This window comes from Campylobacter sp. IFREMER_LSEM_CL1085, from assembly GCF_025772235.1.
Lineage (GTDB): Bacteria > Campylobacterota > Campylobacteria > Campylobacterales > Campylobacteraceae > Campylobacter_D > Campylobacter_D lari_D.
Genome location: NZ_JAKMRU010000001.1, coordinates 36,890 through 54,903, shown reverse-complemented (window position 1 = coordinate 54,903; position 18,014 = coordinate 36,890). Strand labels below are relative to the sequence as shown.

Genomic DNA, 18,014 nt, shown 5'->3' with positions numbered 1-18,014 from the left:
TTAAGTAAAATATATCATATAAGTTTAGTCTATATCACTAAATTTATATGATATATCATTATAAAGGTTTCTCATGAAAAAAATTCTTTACATTCTTTTAGGTGTAGTGTGTATAGCATTTCTAGCTATATATACATTATTATTTACAAGCATGGGTAATGCTTTTTTAAAGCCAAGAATCGAAACGATTATTGCTCAAAAAAGTGGTATGAATGTTAAATTTGAAAATTTTAAAATTAGTTTTTCACAACTTGACATTAAAGCAAATATTGATGATAAATTTTTTGCTAGCATAGAAGGTGGTATATCACCTTTAAGACTAGGATTTGATTTAAACTATCTTTTAGGACTTAAACAAAACTATATTCAAAATCTTGGCTTAAAAAGCGATAAAGATTTTACATTTAAAGGTAGTGCTATAGGTAAAAGTAGTGATTTTTTAGTAAAAGGTAATGGATTTTTGTTTGATTCTAATCTTAGCTTAGATGCAAAAATTGTTGATTTTTCTCCTATAAATCTTGAATTTATTGGTAAAAATATAGATTTGGCTCAAATTTTAGATTTTGCTAATCTACCAAGATATGCTCAAGGAAAAATTAGTATTATAAGTGATATACGAGCTAAAAATTTAAAACCAAATGGTAATGCTTTGATTAATTTTTACACAAGTTCTATCAACAATACTCTAATTGAAAAAGATTTTAATCTAAGCTTACCAAAACAAAGCTATATAAAGGGTGAAATAAGATCTTTAATCCAAAGCAATGAAGTTATTTCTAAAAGTGAAATTTTAAGCAACTTCTTCAAACTTTATATACAAAAAAGCATTTATGATATAGCAAAACAAAGCTTAACTAGTGATTTTGATATCAAAATAGATGATTTTAATCAATTTTCATCTCTAGCCAAAATGAAACTCCAAGGTAAAAGTCAAATTCAAGGTAATTTACTTTTTGCAAACAATCAATTACAAAAATTAGATGCTGACTTACTTGGATTTGGTGGTAGCTTAAAAGCTGTTTTAGAAAATAATAATCTTAATATCAATACAACTAATATAGAAGTAGCAGAACTTTTAAAAACCATATCCATACCTGCCTTTATTAATTCTAAATTAGTTTTAGATTTAAAAACACAAGGGCTTGATTTTAAAAATTTCAATCTAAACACTAGGTTAAACAATGCAAATATAAATGTTATGGAATTTAAAAAACTAAGCAATCTTGATTTTCCAAAAACAAATTTTAACTTACAAGCTAAAGCAAATGCGAAAAATTCTTTGATTGATTATGAAGCTTTACTTGATTCAAACTTAGCAAAAATACCTCAACTAAAAGGTTCATATAACCTTACAAACAAAGATTTAAATGTACAAATCAGTGCTTTTATAGATAATCTTAACAAATTAAAACCTTTAACCAAACAAGATCTCAATGGACCTTTAAATTTAGATGCCAAAGTTGATCTTAAGTCAAATCAAATTCAAAATCTTGATGCAAATATTAAAATCATGCAAGGGCTTATCAATGCAAAATCCAATGGAAAAAGTTTACAAGCAAAGATTGATAATATAAAATTAGAACAACTTTTTCCTTTGATAGGACAAAAAGTTTTAGCATTTGGTAATGTAAATGCAGATATTGACTTAAAGTCACTTGATTTTAACAATATTAATGGTGATTTTAAAGCAAATATTAATTCTTCTTTTAATGAAGTAGAATTATCCAAGCTTTTAGAGAAAAAATTTCCAAAGAATACTTCAGCAAAAATCAATCTTGATGGAAAAATTTCTAAATCAATCATTGATTTTAACGCTAAAGTTTTAAGTTCATTTGCAAATATTAATTCATTAAAAGGTAAATTTGATCTTAATCAAATGGATCTAATAAGCACTTATAATATATCATTGCAAGATTTTTCTAAGTTAGGATTTTTAGTTGATAGAAACTTAAAAGGCAAGGCTGATTTTGAAGGAAAATTTGATTTTAAAAACGCTTTAATAGATGCAAGTATTAATAGTAAAAATATATTTAACGGCTCATTAAATGCCACTTTAAAAAATAATATTTTTAACGCTAAAATGCAAAATACCGATCTTTCAAATTTAACTCAAAGCTTAGATTTACCTGATTATTACCAAGCAAAATCAAATTTAAGCATTGATTATAATCTTTTAAAAGAAAGTGGTGTAGTGCTAATGAATTTAGCCGATGGGCAACTTAAGAAAAATCTCATCACAGGTGCTTTAATGTTACTTTTACAAAAAGATATCACTCAAGATGTATATCGCAACGGTGAAGCCAAAATAAATATCAACAAAAATCTTATAGATTTAAATTTAAACCTAGTGGCTGATAGAAGCAATATAAATATTAGCAAAGGTAAGGTTGATACAAAAAGTACCAAATTAAACATTCCTTTTAATATCGTCATTGATAGAGCAAACTTCAAAGGTGTTATAAAAGGAACAACGCAAGATCCTAAAGTAAGTCTTGATACAAAAAGTGTTGTAAATTCTATTGTTAATACAATAGGTGGAAATGCTAGTGATGGTGCTAAAAATACAGGTAAAAAAGTAGATCAAGCAATAGATAAAATTTTTAACAAACTCTTCTAATAAATCTAGCCTTTAAAAAAGGCTAGATTTTTATTAAAATAAACCAAATTTACCATCTTTTTTCTTATATAACACCCTCATTTTTGCATCTATGTCATTAAAAACTAAAAATATATCTTTACTTGCTTTTAATTTTTCCAATGCTTCTTCAATTTCCAAAGGCTTATATAGCTCAAGTTCTGTTGGAACTATCTCATCTTCCTCAATCAAGCTCGGTAATACTAAATTTTCTTTTATCTCATCTTGATGTTTATGGGTAATATTTTTATCATGCAATCTTCTTAAAACCTTAGAAATTCTATCAATGGCTAAATCTATAGCAGCATATAAATCTTTATCTTTTTGCTTTACAACCACTGTATTAATACCGGCTAGATTAATGCTAAATTCAGCCCAAAATCCTTTCTTTCCATGCCTTTCATCAGCACTTATAACACAACGCGCAGAAATCACATCTAAGCCATATTTACTTAAAGCATCAAAGCTTTTTTCCACATACTCTTTTATAGACTCAGTTAGCTCAAATTGCTTTCCAACTATACTTGTATTCATTACTTCTCCTTTTTATGAAGTTAAATACATTATAGCACTTTAATCGTAAAAAAATAACTTTTTAAATAAAAAATAAATTTAAAATTTTAAAGGATCTAGAATAAGTACACCATCCTCTGAAAGTTTTTTACCTTGAAAGTGTGTTTTACAAAAAGAAACAATTAAAGCATGAAAAATTTGATAAAGCTCATATAATTTACATTCTTTTTTTAATAAAACACACAATTCTTGTTGATTTTTAGTTATGTCTTTTTTTAAAAAATCTGCCAACTCATCATAACTTTGACACTCATAGCCTAAATAATTAGCTATTTTTGCACTATAAGCATCAACTACTAAAACTTCTTTTTTGCATATATAATTTAAAATTCCATCAGCACTTTCTTGACCAAAACCCTTAATATCCAAAAGCCATTCTCTATCAACTTCTTCTTTAAAAAGCTCAAAAGAATTAAAATATTGAAAATATTTTTGAGTAAAATTTTTAATATATTTTGCCTTAGTATTATAAAATCCACTTGGCTTTATTAAAAACGCTAAATCTTGAGTATTTAAATTTAATAAATCTTCTATCTTAGTAATATTTGCTTGTTTTAAATTTGTCAAAGCTTTCAATACATTTTTCCAGTTTGTATTTTGAGTTAAAACTACAGAAATTAAAATTTCAAACTCACTTAAAGTATTATTTTCTAGCCATTCAAAATCTTTATAATCAATATTTGCATTAACTAAAGCTTTAAAAATTTCATATCCACTCATGCTTTTTCACTCTTTCTTAAATGCATCAAAATAGCCTCAATTACATCATCATCGTCTTTACTTTTTGCTTTAATGACTTCTTTGCTCTCATCATCTTTTACAAAACAAATATTTTGTTCATAATTGCTCACTAATTTATAATGTTTGCTAGCTAAAATTTTTATGATGATTAAATCCAAAAACTGCTTTGTGAAGATATCAGGTCTTCCAAAACGATCATTCATCTCACTTTCTATCTCATAAACTTCATTAGCACTCATACACTTACTAAGTCTTCTGTAAAGTTCTAATCTCAAACGATCTTCGCTAATATACTCACTATTTAAAAAAGCATTGATATTAAGCTTTAGATCTATTTTTTTCTCTTTAATTTCTTCTTTTTTACTTAATTTATTAATCTCATCTTCTAACATTTTAAGATACAAGCTATAGCCAATTTGCTCTATATGCCCACTTTGATCTACGCCTAATAAATTTCCACCACCACGAATTTCTAAATCATGGTAAGCAAGCACGCTTCCTGAACCTAAATAAGAATTACTCTCTAAACTCGTAAGTCTTTTTAAAGAATCTTTTGTGATTTTTTCCTTATCTTCAATCAAAAAATAACAATATCCTTGCTTAGCACTACGCCCTACTCTTCCTCTAAGTTGGTGTAAATCAGCCATACCAAAGCGATCTGAATTTTCTACTATGATAGTGTTTGCATTTGCCAAATCAATACCACTTTCAACTATAGAAGTACAAAGCAATAAATCATATTCTTTATTTTCGAATTTAATCATTTCTTCTTCAGTAATTTTTGCATCAATTTTAGAATGCAAGATTAAAATTTTTAAATTTGGAAACAAATCTAAAAGATATTTTTTACACCCATCAATACTTGCTATATGATTGTGTATATAAAAAATCTGTCCTGCTCTTCTTAATTCTCTTGAAATAGCTTCTTTAATCAAAGCATCACTACTTTCTCTAACAAAGGTACGCACATCCAAACGATCCTCAGGTGGAGTTTGTAAAACACTATATGACTTTAAAGAGCTAAGAGCTTGATTTAAACTTCTTGGTATAGGTGTTGCCGACATAGATAGAATATGTGAATTTTTACTTAGTTCCTTGAGTTTTTCTTTTTGTTTTACACCAAATTTATGCTCCTCATCTATCACGACTAAACCCAAATTTTCACACTCAACCCCTAAAAGAGAATGTGTTCCAACCACTACACAAGGCTTATTTTCTTTTAAAAATGCTAAAACTTGTTTTTTTTCTTTAGCACTAGTAAAACGATCTAGCTTAAAAACCTCTATATCAAAAGAATCAAATCTTCGTTTTAAGGTTTTAAAATGCTGGGCTGAAAGCAAAGTAGTTGGCACAAAAAATAAAGCCGTATAACCACTTTTTACACAAGTAAATATAGCGTTCATAGCAACTTCTGTTTTACCAAAACCCACATCGCCACTTAAAAGCCTATCCATCACCTGCATACTTTTTAAATCTTGAGTGATTTCTTGACAAACTTGACTTTGATCTTTAGTGTAAAAAAATCCTGCCTTATTGATAAATTCATCTTGTAATTCTTGAGAAATTTTTAATTCTTTTGCTTTTATCAAAGCTCTAGCCGCTGCTAAAGAAACTATATTTGAAGCAATGGCAAATAATTTTTCTTTTAATCTTTCCTTGATTTTTAAAAAACTTCCTTTTCCAAGCTTATCAAGTAAAGGCACACCACCACTTACACCGATATATTTATCAATCATATATAAATTTTCAACAGGTAATAAAAGCTTATCGTTATTTAAATACCCAAGAGCGACAAATTCTTTTTTTGCTCCCGCTATTGCAATAATCTCAAGACCTAAAAATTTAGCTACACCATAATCTTCATGCACAACAAAATCCCCAACCCTAAGCTCATCTATTACCAAGCTTGCTTTTCTAACTCTTTTATTTTTTTCTTTTTTATTTAAAGATATGATAAGCTCATCTTGAGTACTTAAATTAATTCTTTCTTGGGATATTTTTAATTTAATATTTGAAAATTCTTGTAAATTTAAAGCTTTAAACAAAGCTTCATTTTTTGCTAAAATAGTAATTTTTTTATCTTTGTGAAAAGTGAAAAAATCATAATTATAAGAACTTACCAAATCTTTATAAAATTTTGGTTCGGGTAAAATATTTTGATTGATTTTACTAATATCTTCTTCAAAATCATTTACATCAAATTTTTTTATGCTTACAAAATTTAAATCTAAATAATCACAAAAATCATCAACACACCAAAAACCTAAAGAATTAACATCATTTATAATGCTTTGACTTTGGAAATTTTGAATTTTTTCTTGTAAATTTTCATATTGCTCTTGACTAAAAGCACTCAAAAAAGGACAAATTTCTATATTGGAGAGTTCAGCAGGGATTGATTTTTGTGTATGTATATCAAAATATCTTATACTTTCTATCTCATCTGAAAAAAGTAAAATTCTAAAAGGTTGTTCTTCATTAATCGCAAAAATATCTATAATATCCCCGCGTATTGAAATTTCACCCTTATCTTGAACTATATCTACAAACTCATATCCACTATGTAAAATTTCTTCTTTAAATTTCTCTAAAGCAAGAAGTGAATTTCTTTTAAGAATAATGTTTTTTAGATGCTTTTTACCTGGTAACTTTTGCAAAATTGTTTTTATAGGAGATATTAAAATTTTATTTTCATTTTCTTTATGATAAGCATTTAATACTTTACAAATTTCAAAAAGTTCTTTAGAAAAAGAGCGTAAATCGCTACCAAATTCTGCTCTAAAATCAGGTAAAATAAAAGTTTTTAATTTTAAAAATAAGCAAACTTGAGCTAATTCATCTGCTTCTTTATCATTCTCACAAATTATTAACTCAGTTTTATTACTTAATAAATATTCATATAATTTAGCTTGCATTTTCTGAATTTTCTATACTCACATCAATAGTTGCAAGCTCTTCTTCTTTTTCAATTATTTTACTACTTCCGTTAAATTTCCCACCATTTTCAATACTTAATTGTTTAACTATGATATTACCATTAAGCACACCGCCGGATAAAATTTCTAAAGAATCAACTTGCATTTCTCCCTCAAAAACTCCATTGATTACTATCTTATTTGCCTTAACTTGTCCTTTTAAAACACCACTTTTACCTATCACTATCACATTAGAAGAATTAATTACTCCTGTAATTTCTCCATCTAAATGAAGCATAGAATCAAAATAAAATTTTCCTTCTATTTTTGCTCCGTTTGAAATGACTGTAGTTTCGGATACTGCAGCAATAGAGCCTTTATTAAAGATTGCCATGGCACTCTCCTTTCTTTTTCAAAAATTTGTTCATAGTTTTTTCGGTTTAAATCTATAAAAATCTTAGGATCTAAAAGTTTATTAATAAATCTAACTTCATAATGCAAATGCGGCCCCGTAGAAAGACCTGTATTTCCCGTATAACCCAACAAATCACCTTTTTTTACAAATTGCCCTGCTTTGACAACATCCTGACGCGTCATATGCGCATAAACCGTTTTAAAACCAAAATTATGGATCAAAATCACTGAGTAACCATAACCATTATTGCTATATGCAGCGTATTCAACCACTCCATTTGCAGGCGCATAAATAGGAGTTTTTAAAGCTGCTCTTAAATCAATACCTGGATGAAATTCTTTTTTATTTAATATAGGATGATGACGCCATCCAAAATTACCTGTGACTCCATTATCTTCTATCACATGACCATTTGGAATTTGTGTTAAAAATAAATAAGCTTGATCATTAGTAAGTTTGACTTTTTCTAATCTTTCTGGTATATCTAAACTTTCATCTTGTTTTAAGCCTAAATTATCCTCAATATCTGCAAGTTGGGTTTGGAGTTCATCATATAAGGCTGTTTTTTCTTCTAAACTTTTTTGCATACTCTCATTTTGAGAAAACAATTTAGTATTCTTTGAAGATAATATTTCTTGTTCTTTTAAAAGCTCTGAACGCTTATCTGCTAGATAATTAATATATAAAGCACCTAAAACTATAACAACAAAAACAAAAGTAGTAAAATAAATTATTACTTTTTTTATAATCTGACTTAATAAAAAATGTCTAGAACCATTTACATCTGTAATAGTTAGCGTAAATTTATCTTTCATTATAGCCTCTTAAAAATTTTTCTACCAATACAAAAGAACCAAAAACTAAATATAACTCATCTTTTTTTATTTGTTCAAATTTTTGATAAACAATATCTAATTTTTCTAAATTTTCTAGCAAAACAGAACCCGCCAAAGGTCTATCTTTACTTTCATAATCATAAATTTCAACTATTTTTATTATAGGTTTTAAGACCTTTAAAATTTTATAAGAATCTTTATCTAAAAAGCAATTATAAACTAAATGAACTTTTTTTTCCTTGAAAATTTCAACTAAAGCTAAAGCCGCCATTTCATTATGTCCTACATCAATAAAAATATTTTGACTTATTTGCTCGCACCTTCCTTTTAAATCAAGTTTTGGTAGATTTTTGATACTTTGAATTAATTCTTTTTCATTTTTAGCACAAATTTTAGAAAAAGCTTCTAAAGCTAAAAAAAGATTATCTTTTAAAAAAGTTGCAAAATTGTGCTTTTGAATATATTCTTGCACATAAGGATAAATAAAATTATTTTTTTCTAGCAAACTGATACTTAAACTAGCTCGTTTTAAATTTGCTATTTTTTGAGCCAAATTTAATACTTTTGCTTCTTGCTTATGATTAATTAAAGCTTTGGCACTCATGGCTTTTAATTTTGTTCTTGCTATTTCTTCTAAATTTTTACCTAATAAATCTTGATGATCAAATCCTATTTTAGTAAAAATACTAAAATTTATTTCAAAAACACTTGTCGCATCATACTCCCCACCTACTCCGGCTTCTAAAATCACATAATCACAATCTTTAAAAATAAAAAAAGCTAAAAAAGTAGCGTATTCAAAATAACTAAGTTTTTTTACATCTTCCAAAAAAACACTTTCTAGTTTTTCATGCGCTTTTTCTAAAAGTTCATTGCTTGCAATTTTGCCATTTAACCAAAATCTTTCATTAAATTCAAAAATATGTGGACTTGTATAATGACCTACTTTATATCCTTGCTCTAAAAGTAAAAGCGCTAAAAATCTACCCGTACTTCCTTTGCCATTAGTGCCAATAATTTGGATATTTTTAGTTTTTGGAATAAATTTTTTATACTTCTCATACATACTAAACATAAAAAATCTACTAATTTTTTGCACATACATAGTTTTTTGTGAAAGTGTTTGTTGAAATTTCATGCTAAGCTTTTTGGATTAATTCTTTTAAAATATCGCCATCTGGAAATTCTTTTTTTTCTATGTAAGAAGATGATAAAATAAGTTTAACCACTTCTTCTTTATAAATAAATTTATAATCATCTATAAGCTTTAAGGCTTTTTCTATAAAAATCTGAGCACTTTCTAAATTTTTACCCGGAAGTATAACCAAATAAGAACTTTCATCTAAAATCCAAATTTCACCCATATCTTTACATAAATCTTTAAGTATCTTTTTAAACTTTCCACTAATTGCCTTAAAACTATCAACACCATAGACATTAATAACATGCTCTATATTATTAATTTTAAAAAAACATAATGCATAATTAACAGCATAAAGCTTATAGTTTTCATCAAGTTTTTTAAGTTCTTGAGCAAGACTCCACTGCTCTCTTTGCTCATCGTCACTTGTAGCTTGAATTTGAGTTTTAATTTGCACTATTTGCTCGTTTGCATATAAAAGTTTATCTTTTAGTGTATCAAAATTAATTTGAACATTACCATTTTCATCTTTAGTTAAAGCATTAATAAATTTCACATCTTCTTGGCTGTTATCATAAAGCTTTGATACCATTTCATTTAAGCTTTCTAAGTGCTGATTAAAAAAAGAAAGGTTTTTTTGTATATAATATTTATCTGTTGCTTCTTTTTTTTGCAACATTAAATAATACTCATGTGCAAATTCTTTCCTGGCAATTAATTTAGGATTTTCTTTTAAATTTTGTTTAAACTGCTCAAGTTCTTTACTTGTTCCAAACAAAGACTCCAAAGAAGCTAGTAAAAGTTCAGCCTGCTTCTCATAAGATCTCTCCTTTAACATAACAATGAGTTTTTCAACTAAAGTATGAAAATCCAAAAACGCTCGAATATTAAATTCTTCTAATTTTTTTAAAAGCTCATAATCCTCATAAGATTTTTCAAGCTCTCTCCATTTAGCCCTTAAAAGATATATGGTTTCTAAATCCATAGCTTGAGATAATCTGTGTTGAGTAATTTTTGCTAATTCTTTGATTTTTTTATCTTTGCTAATACTAAGCTGTTGCACAATCAAATCAAGCAAAGCATAAACATCTTCATATTTTCTACTTACTTGCCTATTAAGCCTAGAAACTAAAAACATCAAAAACTCATCAATAGTTCGAATACTTTTTCCTTTTAGCTCTTGCTTGTAAATATCATCTAAAAGATTAGTATATTTTTCTATCCTTGCTTTATTAAAACTCATCACCCCCGCTTTTTTAGCACATTCTTCAAACACCTCACTATAATTTTCAGGAGTTGGATGCAACTTACGCTCTTTTAATTTTATCAATGTTTCTTTTGCAATCTCATTGATATGACTTGCCATTTATTTATAACCCCTAATAGCTATGATAGAAACAAATTCATCAAAAGCTTCACTTGATGCATTTTTAATTGCTTCAAATCTAGCTTGATCGCTAATAATAGAATTTGGATTAATATCAAAATTATAACTTCCCTTGGTATTTACAACTTCTTCTTTACCATTTTTATAACGCATAAGAAATTCCAAGTAAAGCTCTGCTTTATAATTAACTACATAACCATTTCTATCATACACCATAGGATGAAATTCTAACTTTTTCATCGTAACTATAATAGAACTATCTGCATTATGCTCATCTGTGACTTTTCTGCCAAGCTTATTAAGCATAGCTTCTCTTAAAATATCTGTTATATAAACACTATTTTCGGGATCTTGTTTACTAATATTGATTTTCAAAAATACATTTTCACCCAAAACCCTACTTGCCATTTGAGATGATGGGATATATCCACAAGATATAATAAAAAAAGCAAAAAAAGATATTAAATATTTTTTCATTTAACCACCAAATTTACCAATTTCTTATCAATATAAATTTCTTTTACAATGGTTTTTCCTTCTAGCCATTTTGCAACATTTTCTTTAGCCAAAGCTAAAATCTCATCTTCTTTAGCCTCTGAATTTATTTCAATCTGTGCTCTTTTTTTACCATTAACACTAATAGCTATATTAAAACTATCTTTTACAAAAACTTCTTCTTTTATTTTTAATACTTTAAAATTTTCACATTTAAACAAATGCTCGCTAAGCTCAAAACAAACATGAGGGATAATAGGCTCTAAAATATTTAAAATAATATAAAAAGCTTCTTTTAAAACTTCTTTATGATTTATAGCATTTAAGGTATTTAAAGCTTCCATACATGCAGCTATTAAGGTATTAAAGGCAAAACTTTCTTCATAAACTTCAAAAGATTTTTTCAAAGCTTCATATACTTTTAATCTAGCATATTTTTCTTCTTTATTTAAACTTTGATGATCAATTTCTTGTAATTTTCCACATTCTAAACTCATAGCCTTTTCATAAAGCCTATTGATAAATTTAAACGCACCCTCTAGCGCACTATCGTTCCATTCAAGTTCTTTAGCAGGTGGTGCAGCAAACAATATAAACAATCTTGCACTATCTGCTCCATATTTTTCTATAATATAATCAGGATCTACTACATTACCCTTAGATTTACTCATCTTAGCACCATCTTTAGTGACCATTCCTTGGGTTAAAAGTCTATTAAAAGGCTCATCATCTTTTAAATAACCCAAATCTCTAAGTGCTTTTTGGAAAAATCTAGCATAGAGTAAATGCAATATCGCATGTTCAATCCCACCAATATATTCATCAACATTCATCCAATAATTAACACTTTTTTCATCTACCGCTTTTTCTTGCCATGTTTTATCATCACTTGCAAAACGCGCAAAATACCAAGAACTTTCAAAGAAAGTATCTAAAGTATCGCTTTCTTTTTGTGCTTTTTTACCACATTTTGGACAAATGCACTCTTTCCATATTTCATGCTTATCAAGTGGATTTCCCTCTCCATTTATAATCACATCTTCAGGCAAGGTAATAGGTAAATTTTCTATTTTTTGAGGAACTATGCCACAAGAATTACACTTAATCATTGGTATAGGAGCACCCCAATATCTTTGTCTAGAAACACCCCAATCACGAATTTTAAAATTGGTAACCTTTTTACCAATACCCAAAGATTCAATTTTTAAACTAATTTTTTCTCTAGCATCATCACATTCTAATTGATCAAATTCGCCACTATTGATTAAAACACCTTCTTTTAAAGTGTAGCATTGTGCGTCATTTTCATCTTTATAAATTACTTTTTTTATAGCTAAATTATAAGTTTTTGCAAACTCATAATCTCTTTCATCATGAGCAGGCACACTCATAACAGCCCCACTACCATAATCACTTAAAACAAAATTAGCTACCCATAAAGGAATTTTTTCTTTACTTAGTGGATGGATTACATGAAGATTTAAAAAATATCCTTCTTTTGGTGCAGCTTGTCTTTGGCGGGGTGTTTGATTTTGTATATTTTGAATTTTTATGATAGTATCTTGATCTAGTAATTTTTTATCAATTAATTCATTTACTATTTCATGATCAGGTGCTAAAGCAATGTAAGATACTCCATAAATAGTCTCAGCTCTTGTTGTAAAAACATTAATCTTTTTTGCACTGATTTTATCATTTTCTTCTATATCAAAATCAAAACTAAGTCCTGTGCTTTTACCTATCCAATTTTCTTGCATAGTCAAAACCTGACTTGGCCATTTTCCTTCTAATTTTTTAAGATCTTGCAATAATTCATCTGCATAAGCGGTAATTTTTACATAATATCCTGGCATTTTTTTTCTAATGACTTCATGTCCACAACGCCAACATTTGCCATCTTCAACTTGCTCATTTGCTAAGACTGTTTTATCATTCTCACACCAATTAACTTCAGCTTCTTTAGTATAAACAAGTCCTTTTTCATACATTTTGATAAAAAATTCTTGCTCAAATTTAGTATATAAAGGATCAGAAGTAGCAAACATTCTTTTTTTAGAAAAGGAAAAGCCCAAAGAAGCAAGTTCATTTTGCATATAATCAATATTTTCATAAGTCCATTTCTTAGGATGAATACCGTGTTTTATCGCAGCATTTTCAGCAGGCATACCAAAACTATCAAAACCTATAGGATGTAAGACATTAAAACCTTTTTTTCTATAATATCTAGCCATAGCATCACCTATGCTATAGTTTCTCACATGCCCCATATGAATTCTACCACTTGGATATGGAAACATAGATAAAATGTATTTTTTTGGTAAAGAAAAATCATCTTTTGGCTCAAAATATTCTTTTTCTTGCCAAATTTTTTGCCATTTTTTTTCTATTTTACCTGCCTCATATGCCATTTTAACTCCTAATTTTCTTCTTGACTTTTTACTGAATCAACTATAACTAAAATCATTGAAAAGATATTAGCTATCAAAGCACCAATTGCTAAAGTATAAACCATAACATTAGCCTCTGGATTAATTTGTATTAAAGCAAAAGCTGGAATTAAATGCAAATCAGCCACTAAAGAACTAGCAAATAATTCAGCTGCTAAGAAATTTCTAACTCCGATTTTCAATAAAGTAGAAATTAAATTCACACAAGCTGCAATAAATAATGCAACTTCATTTTGATCATATAAAAATCCTGCGGTTGTAGTTAAGCTCATTAGAGCAAAAAAGATATAAATAACCTTACCCCAATTCATTTTTACACCGTTCCTTTTTCATACATCGCTCTTAATTTCTCTTTTTCTTGTTTTTTCTTTACTTTTTCTAATTCTTTTTGACGATACTGCGTAACACTAAATTTAAACCATAAAAGTGCTGGACTTGCTACAAATATAGAACTTGCAGTACCTGCTACAATACCCACTATCATAGTTAGAGCAAAACCTTCTATCATAGATCCACCAAAGAAATAAAGCACTACAACAGTAATCAAAGTTAATCCCGTTGTTAAGGTAGTTCTTGATAAAGTTGCAGAAACTGATTCATTGATAATTAAATCAAGTTTTGAATTTTTACTTGTTTTAACACCTTCTCTAATCCTATCAAAAATAATAATCGTATCATTTAAAGAATATCCAAGCACGGTTAAAACAGCCGCCAAAATATCTAAATTTACATCTATTTCAAACAACGCAATAGCGCCTAAAGTAATGACTATATCATGAATTTCACACACAATAGAAGCCATAGCAAAACGCCATTCAAATCTCACTGCTAAATAAATCAAAATAGCAATCAAAGAAATTCCAACCGCCATAAGACCTTTATTACGCAGTTCATCTCCTACTTTTGGACCTACTACATCCACACGGCGCACTTCAAATTTACCTGTATCTTTTAATAAATTTGCAATACTTACTCCAATGTCACTTCCCAAGCTATCGCTACTTCCTGAAAAACGAATAATCACTTCATTAGCACTACCAAATTCAGTAACGCTAGCACCTTTTAAATTTTCATTGATAGCTAAAGCTTTGCGAATTTCAGCCAAAGGAGCTTTTTGCTCGTATTGAAGTTGCACTAAAGTTCCACCGGTAAAATCAATACCAAAATTCAAACCCTTAGTAAAAAGGATAAAAATAGAACCAAAAAATAAAATAAAAGACAAAGAGATGGCTGCAAATCTCATTCTCATAAAATCATAAACATGTTTTTGACTAAAAAATTGCATTAAGGTCTCCTATATCCAAACCATAATCTTGTATTATTGCTTTTTTCCATACGGTTCATAAACATTTCAAACATACCATGAGTTCCAACAATAGAAGTAATCATCGAAACTAAAATCCCAATACTCAAAGTCACCGCAAAACCTTTTACCGCACCTGTTCCATAAGCATAAAGTACCACTGAAGTAATAAGCGAAGTAATGTTAGAATCTAAAATCGCGCTCATTGCATGCTTATAACCATTTTCAACACTTTGCCTTATGCTAGCACCTTCTCGCAATAACTCCCTAATTCTTTCATTAATAATAACATTAGAATCTACTGCCATACCCACAGTCAGTACAAGTCCTGCCATACCAGGTAAAGTTAAAGTTGCACCAAACATAGCCATTACAGCAATAATCACTAAAATATTTGCCACTAAAGCAATATTAGCAAAAATTCCTGCTATACCATAATACATCACCATAAATGCAATAACTAATATAGAAGCACCTGCTAGGGCTATCATACTCATTTTAATACTATCAGCACCCAAAGATGGTCCAACACTTCTTTTTTCAAGCATTTTAACCGGTGCTAAAAGCGCTCCACTTCTTAAAGCAATGGCCACATCATGAGCTTCTTCTACAGTAAAGCTACCACTAATTTGGCCACTACCTCCACCTATTCTTTCATTAATTCTTGGAGCTGAATATACTTTATTATCTAAAACTATAGCTAAGCGTTTGCCTACATTATTTCCTGTATAGTCTCCAAATTTTTTAGCACCTTCTGAATTTAAGGTAAAATTAATAACAGGAAGATTATTACTTTGCGCAAAACCTACTTTTGCATCTGTTAGCATAGAACCATCAAGAATAGGTATAGATTTTACTAGATATTTAATTTGAGGATTTTTTGCATCTTCAAAAATTAAATCTCCATATTCAGCAGCTTGAGCTGGAGTAAGATTATTTACCTGATCCATTCTAACATCATCTACTTCCATTAATTGCAAATGTGCAGCTTTTGCAATAAGTTCTCTAGCTCTAGCCTCATCTGCAGCAGTTTTAATACCTGGAAGTTCGACTAAAATTTTATCCTCACCTGATCTTGCTACATTTGGCTCTGCAAGACCAAATTGATCAAGTCTATTTCTAATTGTTTCTACAGCTTGCAAAATAGCTTGCTCATGAGTTAATTTAATTTCTTCTTGGGTTAAAGAAAGTGTGTAGTGTAAATTTTCGTGTGTAATAGCCAAGCCTTTAATGTCTTTTAACAACAAATCAACCTTAGCTACATCATTTTCATCCAATAAACTAAATTCAATACTAGTATCATTTACTTTGATTTTATCAACAATAATATCTTCTTTATTGATAGAATAACTAAGAGAAGAGGCTATGGATTTAACCTTTGACTTAACTGCCTCTTCCACTTCTACACCTAATAACATATGCAAACCACCTTGCAAATCAAGTCCTAGGTTAATCTTAGCACCACTTTGGGTTTGCATAAAAGAAGGTATAGAAAAAACAAGCCCTATAAGAAAAACTACAAAGAAAATAATACTTCTATAAGTAATTTTTCCACTACGCATCAATTTTCTTTGCTATAAAATCTCTAGAAATTTTTACAACTACATTTTCATCATTAAGCTTAACTTTGATAAAATCCTCTTCTGGTTTTACCACCTCGCAAATTATCCCACCATTTGTGATGATTTTATCTCCTTTTTCTAAAGATGAAACCATCAACTTATGGTCTTTTGCTTGTTTTTGTTGTGGTCTAATAACCAAAAAATAAAAAATCGCAAAAAGCACAATGAGAGGCAACAATGAAGTCCAAATATTTCCGTTTTCTGCCATTTCTTCCCCTTTTTTTTAAGTTCATAAATTCTAATTCTACCACTTTTAAAATAATAAAAGCCTTTTTTTCTGCACTTTTATTGTCAAATTTTATTTATTTTTCTTTTTTTGAAAATTTACTTTTCGAATTTATCTCACCGTTTTTAAGCATATATGGTTTAATTTTATTACTAAGAAACAAAAGTAAAGCAGGATATTTTTACACCGGTTTTTTTATAGGAATTTTATGGTTTTGGTGGATAGGTTTATCATCAATTTATTTCAATTTAGCTTATTTAATTCCTTTAGAAATTATCTTAATTGGATTAATTTATGGATTTTTGTTTTTTATATGTTTTTTTCTTAAATATGATTTTTTAAGACTTTGTGGAATTTTTTTACTTTGTTTTATTCATCCTTTTGGCTTTGATTGGCTAAATTGGGGTGTTTTAAGTGTATATGGAATCTTTGATGCAAGTTACCAAGGTATTATAGCTATGTTTTTGATTGCTTATTTTTATTATGAAAAATATATTTCAAGATATTATAAAATAGCAATTATTCTAATCCTTATTCTAATCGGTGCTCAATATAATCAAAAACAATCGCAAACGCTAAATTTAGACTATAAATTAATCCAAACTAATATCTCCCAAGATCAAAAATTCATACAAGAAAATTTACAAACTCATTCTAAAGATATATTTTATCAAATCAACAAGACTATAAAAGAAGGTAAAGAAATAATTATTTTTCCTGAAACTGCTTTTGCTTTTGCATTAAATAAAGCACCAAGTTATTTACAAGCCTTAAAAGATTTATCAAAACAAATCATCATCATCACAGGTGCTATAAGCACTACACCTAATCATCTATACAATAGTACTTATGTATTTGACAATGGCAACATACAAGTTTTTAACAAACATTATCTTGTACCTTTTGGAGAAGAAATTCCTATATTTAAAAACTTTTTTAAAAAATATCTTTTAAATATTGATGAATTTTCAAAAGGAAAAGAATTAAATCAATACACTCTAAATAATCAGCTCATCACTAATGCTATCTGCTTTGAAGCTACAAAAGAAAAACTTTACAAACACTCAAAAATCATCATCGCTATTTCAAACAATGCTTGGTTTAATTTTTCAAGTGAGTATAAATTACAAAATTTTCTAATGCGTTTTTATGCAAATAATTATAATGTAAGCATATATCATGCAGTTAATGGAAAAGAAAATGCGGTAATTAAGCCAAAAGAGATATTGATTTTAAAGATAAAAGAAAAACTTTTAAAGCAAAATGAAGCTTAAAAGC

At 28.2% G+C, this 18,014-nt stretch carries 15 protein-coding genes; 2 read left to right on the top strand and 13 right to left on the bottom strand.

Annotated elements, in window-relative coordinates:
* Window positions 1-73 precede the first annotated feature (73 nt).
* Complete coding sequence (locus L8W56_RS00280) at window positions 74-2,617, top strand: hypothetical protein (protein WP_263659041.1); 2,544 nt, start codon at window positions 74-76, stop codon at window positions 2,615-2,617.
* Between the two features lie 33 nt (window positions 2,618-2,650).
* Here the strand turns inward: L8W56_RS00280 and hpf are convergent, their stop codons facing one another.
* The 13 genes from hpf to yajC form a co-directional block, all read right to left on the bottom strand.
* Window positions 2,651-3,169, bottom strand: coding sequence for a ribosome hibernation-promoting factor, HPF/YfiA family (gene hpf / locus L8W56_RS00275; RefSeq protein WP_133318716.1), 519 nt, complete (start codon window positions 3,167-3,169; stop codon window positions 2,651-2,653).
* 78 nt (window positions 3,170-3,247) lie between these two features.
* Window positions 3,248-3,928 (bottom strand): endonuclease III domain-containing protein, encoded by a 681-nt coding sequence (locus L8W56_RS00270; protein WP_263659040.1) that lies wholly within the window; start codon window positions 3,926-3,928, stop codon window positions 3,248-3,250.
* A complete protein-coding gene (locus L8W56_RS00265; RefSeq protein ID WP_263659039.1) occupies window positions 3,925-6,864 on the bottom strand; it encodes a DEAD/DEAH box helicase in 2,940 nt (979 codons plus the stop codon). Before L8W56_RS00265 ends, L8W56_RS00270 begins: the two co-directional genes overlap by 4 nt.
* Window positions 6,854-7,258, bottom strand: coding sequence for a bactofilin family protein (locus tag L8W56_RS00260; RefSeq protein ID WP_220566863.1), 405 nt, complete (start codon window positions 7,256-7,258; stop codon window positions 6,854-6,856). The genes L8W56_RS00265 and L8W56_RS00260 overlap by 11 nt, the downstream gene beginning before the upstream one ends.
* Window positions 7,186-8,097 (bottom strand): M23 family metallopeptidase, encoded by a 912-nt coding sequence (locus tag L8W56_RS00255; protein ID WP_243705623.1) that lies wholly within the window; start codon window positions 8,095-8,097, stop codon window positions 7,186-7,188. Before L8W56_RS00255 ends, L8W56_RS00260 begins: the two co-directional genes overlap by 73 nt.
* On the bottom strand, window positions 8,084-9,253 hold the full coding sequence (locus tag L8W56_RS00250) for a Mur ligase family protein (protein ID WP_220566865.1): 1,170 nt from the start codon (window positions 9,251-9,253) through the stop codon (window positions 8,084-8,086). The genes L8W56_RS00255 and L8W56_RS00250 overlap by 14 nt, the downstream gene beginning before the upstream one ends.
* 1 nt (window position 9,254) lies before the next feature.
* Window positions 9,255-10,622 carry a hypothetical protein gene (locus tag L8W56_RS00245; RefSeq protein WP_220566866.1) on the bottom strand — a complete coding sequence of 456 codons (1,368 nt, stop codon included), beginning with the start codon at window positions 10,620-10,622 and terminating at the stop codon, window positions 9,255-9,257.
* Complete coding sequence (lptE, locus tag L8W56_RS00240; protein ID WP_133318709.1) at window positions 10,623-11,120, bottom strand: LPS assembly lipoprotein LptE; 498 nt, start codon at window positions 11,118-11,120, stop codon at window positions 10,623-10,625.
* The gene (gene leuS / locus L8W56_RS00235) at window positions 11,117-13,546 is read right to left on the bottom strand and encodes a leucine--tRNA ligase (protein WP_263659038.1); all 2,430 of its coding nucleotides are present in this window, start codon (window positions 13,544-13,546) and stop codon (window positions 11,117-11,119) included. The genes lptE and leuS overlap by 4 nt, the downstream gene beginning before the upstream one ends.
* Window positions 13,547-13,554: 8 nt before the next feature.
* On the bottom strand, window positions 13,555-13,896 hold the full coding sequence (locus L8W56_RS00230) for a DUF6394 family protein (protein ID WP_133318707.1): 342 nt from the start codon (window positions 13,894-13,896) through the stop codon (window positions 13,555-13,557).
* A 2-nt stretch (window positions 13,897-13,898) separates the two neighbouring features.
* Window positions 13,899-14,870 (bottom strand): protein translocase subunit SecF, encoded by a 972-nt coding sequence (secF, locus tag L8W56_RS00225; RefSeq protein ID WP_133318706.1) that lies wholly within the window; start codon window positions 14,868-14,870, stop codon window positions 13,899-13,901.
* Window positions 14,870-16,450 (bottom strand): protein translocase subunit SecD, encoded by a 1,581-nt coding sequence (gene secD / locus L8W56_RS00220; RefSeq protein WP_039628546.1) that lies wholly within the window; start codon window positions 16,448-16,450, stop codon window positions 14,870-14,872. Before secD ends, secF begins: the two co-directional genes overlap by 1 nt.
* On the bottom strand, window positions 16,443-16,718 hold the full coding sequence (gene yajC / locus L8W56_RS00215; RefSeq protein WP_039618686.1) for a preprotein translocase subunit YajC: 276 nt from the start codon (window positions 16,716-16,718) through the stop codon (window positions 16,443-16,445). The genes secD and yajC overlap by 8 nt, the downstream gene beginning before the upstream one ends.
* Here yajC and L8W56_RS00210 point away from each other — a divergent pair.
* Window positions 16,688-18,010, top strand: coding sequence for an apolipoprotein N-acyltransferase (locus L8W56_RS00210; RefSeq protein ID WP_263659037.1), 1,323 nt, complete (start codon window positions 16,688-16,690; stop codon window positions 18,008-18,010). The genes yajC and L8W56_RS00210 overlap by 31 nt on opposite strands.
* The last annotated feature ends 4 nt before the right edge of the window (window positions 18,011-18,014 follow it).

Bases quoted from the DNA above. Each gene is read 5' to 3' on its own strand.
- L8W56_RS00210 (WP_263659037.1), top strand. From the start codon at position 16,688: ATGAAGTCCAAATATTTCCGTTTTCTGCCATTTCTTCCCCTTTTTTTT.
- L8W56_RS00250 (WP_220566865.1), bottom strand. From the start codon at position 9,253: ATGAAATTTCAACAAACACTTTCACAAAAAACTATGTATGTGCAAAAA.
- L8W56_RS00270 (WP_263659040.1), bottom strand. From the start codon at position 3,928: ATGAGTGGATATGAAATTTTTAAAGCTTTAGTTAATGCAAATATTGAT.
- L8W56_RS00245 (WP_220566866.1), bottom strand. From the start codon at position 10,622: ATGGCAAGTCATATCAATGAGATTGCAAAAGAAACATTGATAAAATTA.
- leuS (WP_263659038.1), bottom strand. From the start codon at position 13,546: ATGGCATATGAGGCAGGTAAAATAGAAAAAAAATGGCAAAAAATTTGG.
- hpf (WP_133318716.1), bottom strand. From the start codon at position 3,169: ATGAATACAAGTATAGTTGGAAAGCAATTTGAGCTAACTGAGTCTATA.
- secF (WP_133318706.1), bottom strand. From the start codon at position 14,870: ATGCAATTTTTTAGTCAAAAACATGTTTATGATTTTATGAGAATGAGA.
- lptE (WP_133318709.1), bottom strand. From the start codon at position 11,120: ATGAAAAAATATTTAATATCTTTTTTTGCTTTTTTTATTATATCTTGT.
- L8W56_RS00280 (WP_263659041.1), top strand. From the start codon at position 74: ATGAAAAAAATTCTTTACATTCTTTTAGGTGTAGTGTGTATAGCATTT.
- yajC (WP_039618686.1), bottom strand. From the start codon at position 16,718: ATGGCAGAAAACGGAAATATTTGGACTTCATTGTTGCCTCTCATTGTG.
- L8W56_RS00230 (WP_133318707.1), bottom strand. From the start codon at position 13,896: ATGAATTGGGGTAAGGTTATTTATATCTTTTTTGCTCTAATGAGCTTA.
- secD (WP_039628546.1), bottom strand. From the start codon at position 16,450: ATGCGTAGTGGAAAAATTACTTATAGAAGTATTATTTTCTTTGTAGTT.
- L8W56_RS00260 (WP_220566863.1), bottom strand. From the start codon at position 7,258: ATGGCAATCTTTAATAAAGGCTCTATTGCTGCAGTATCCGAAACTACA.
- L8W56_RS00265 (WP_263659039.1), bottom strand. From the start codon at position 6,864: ATGCAAGCTAAATTATATGAATATTTATTAAGTAATAAAACTGAGTTA.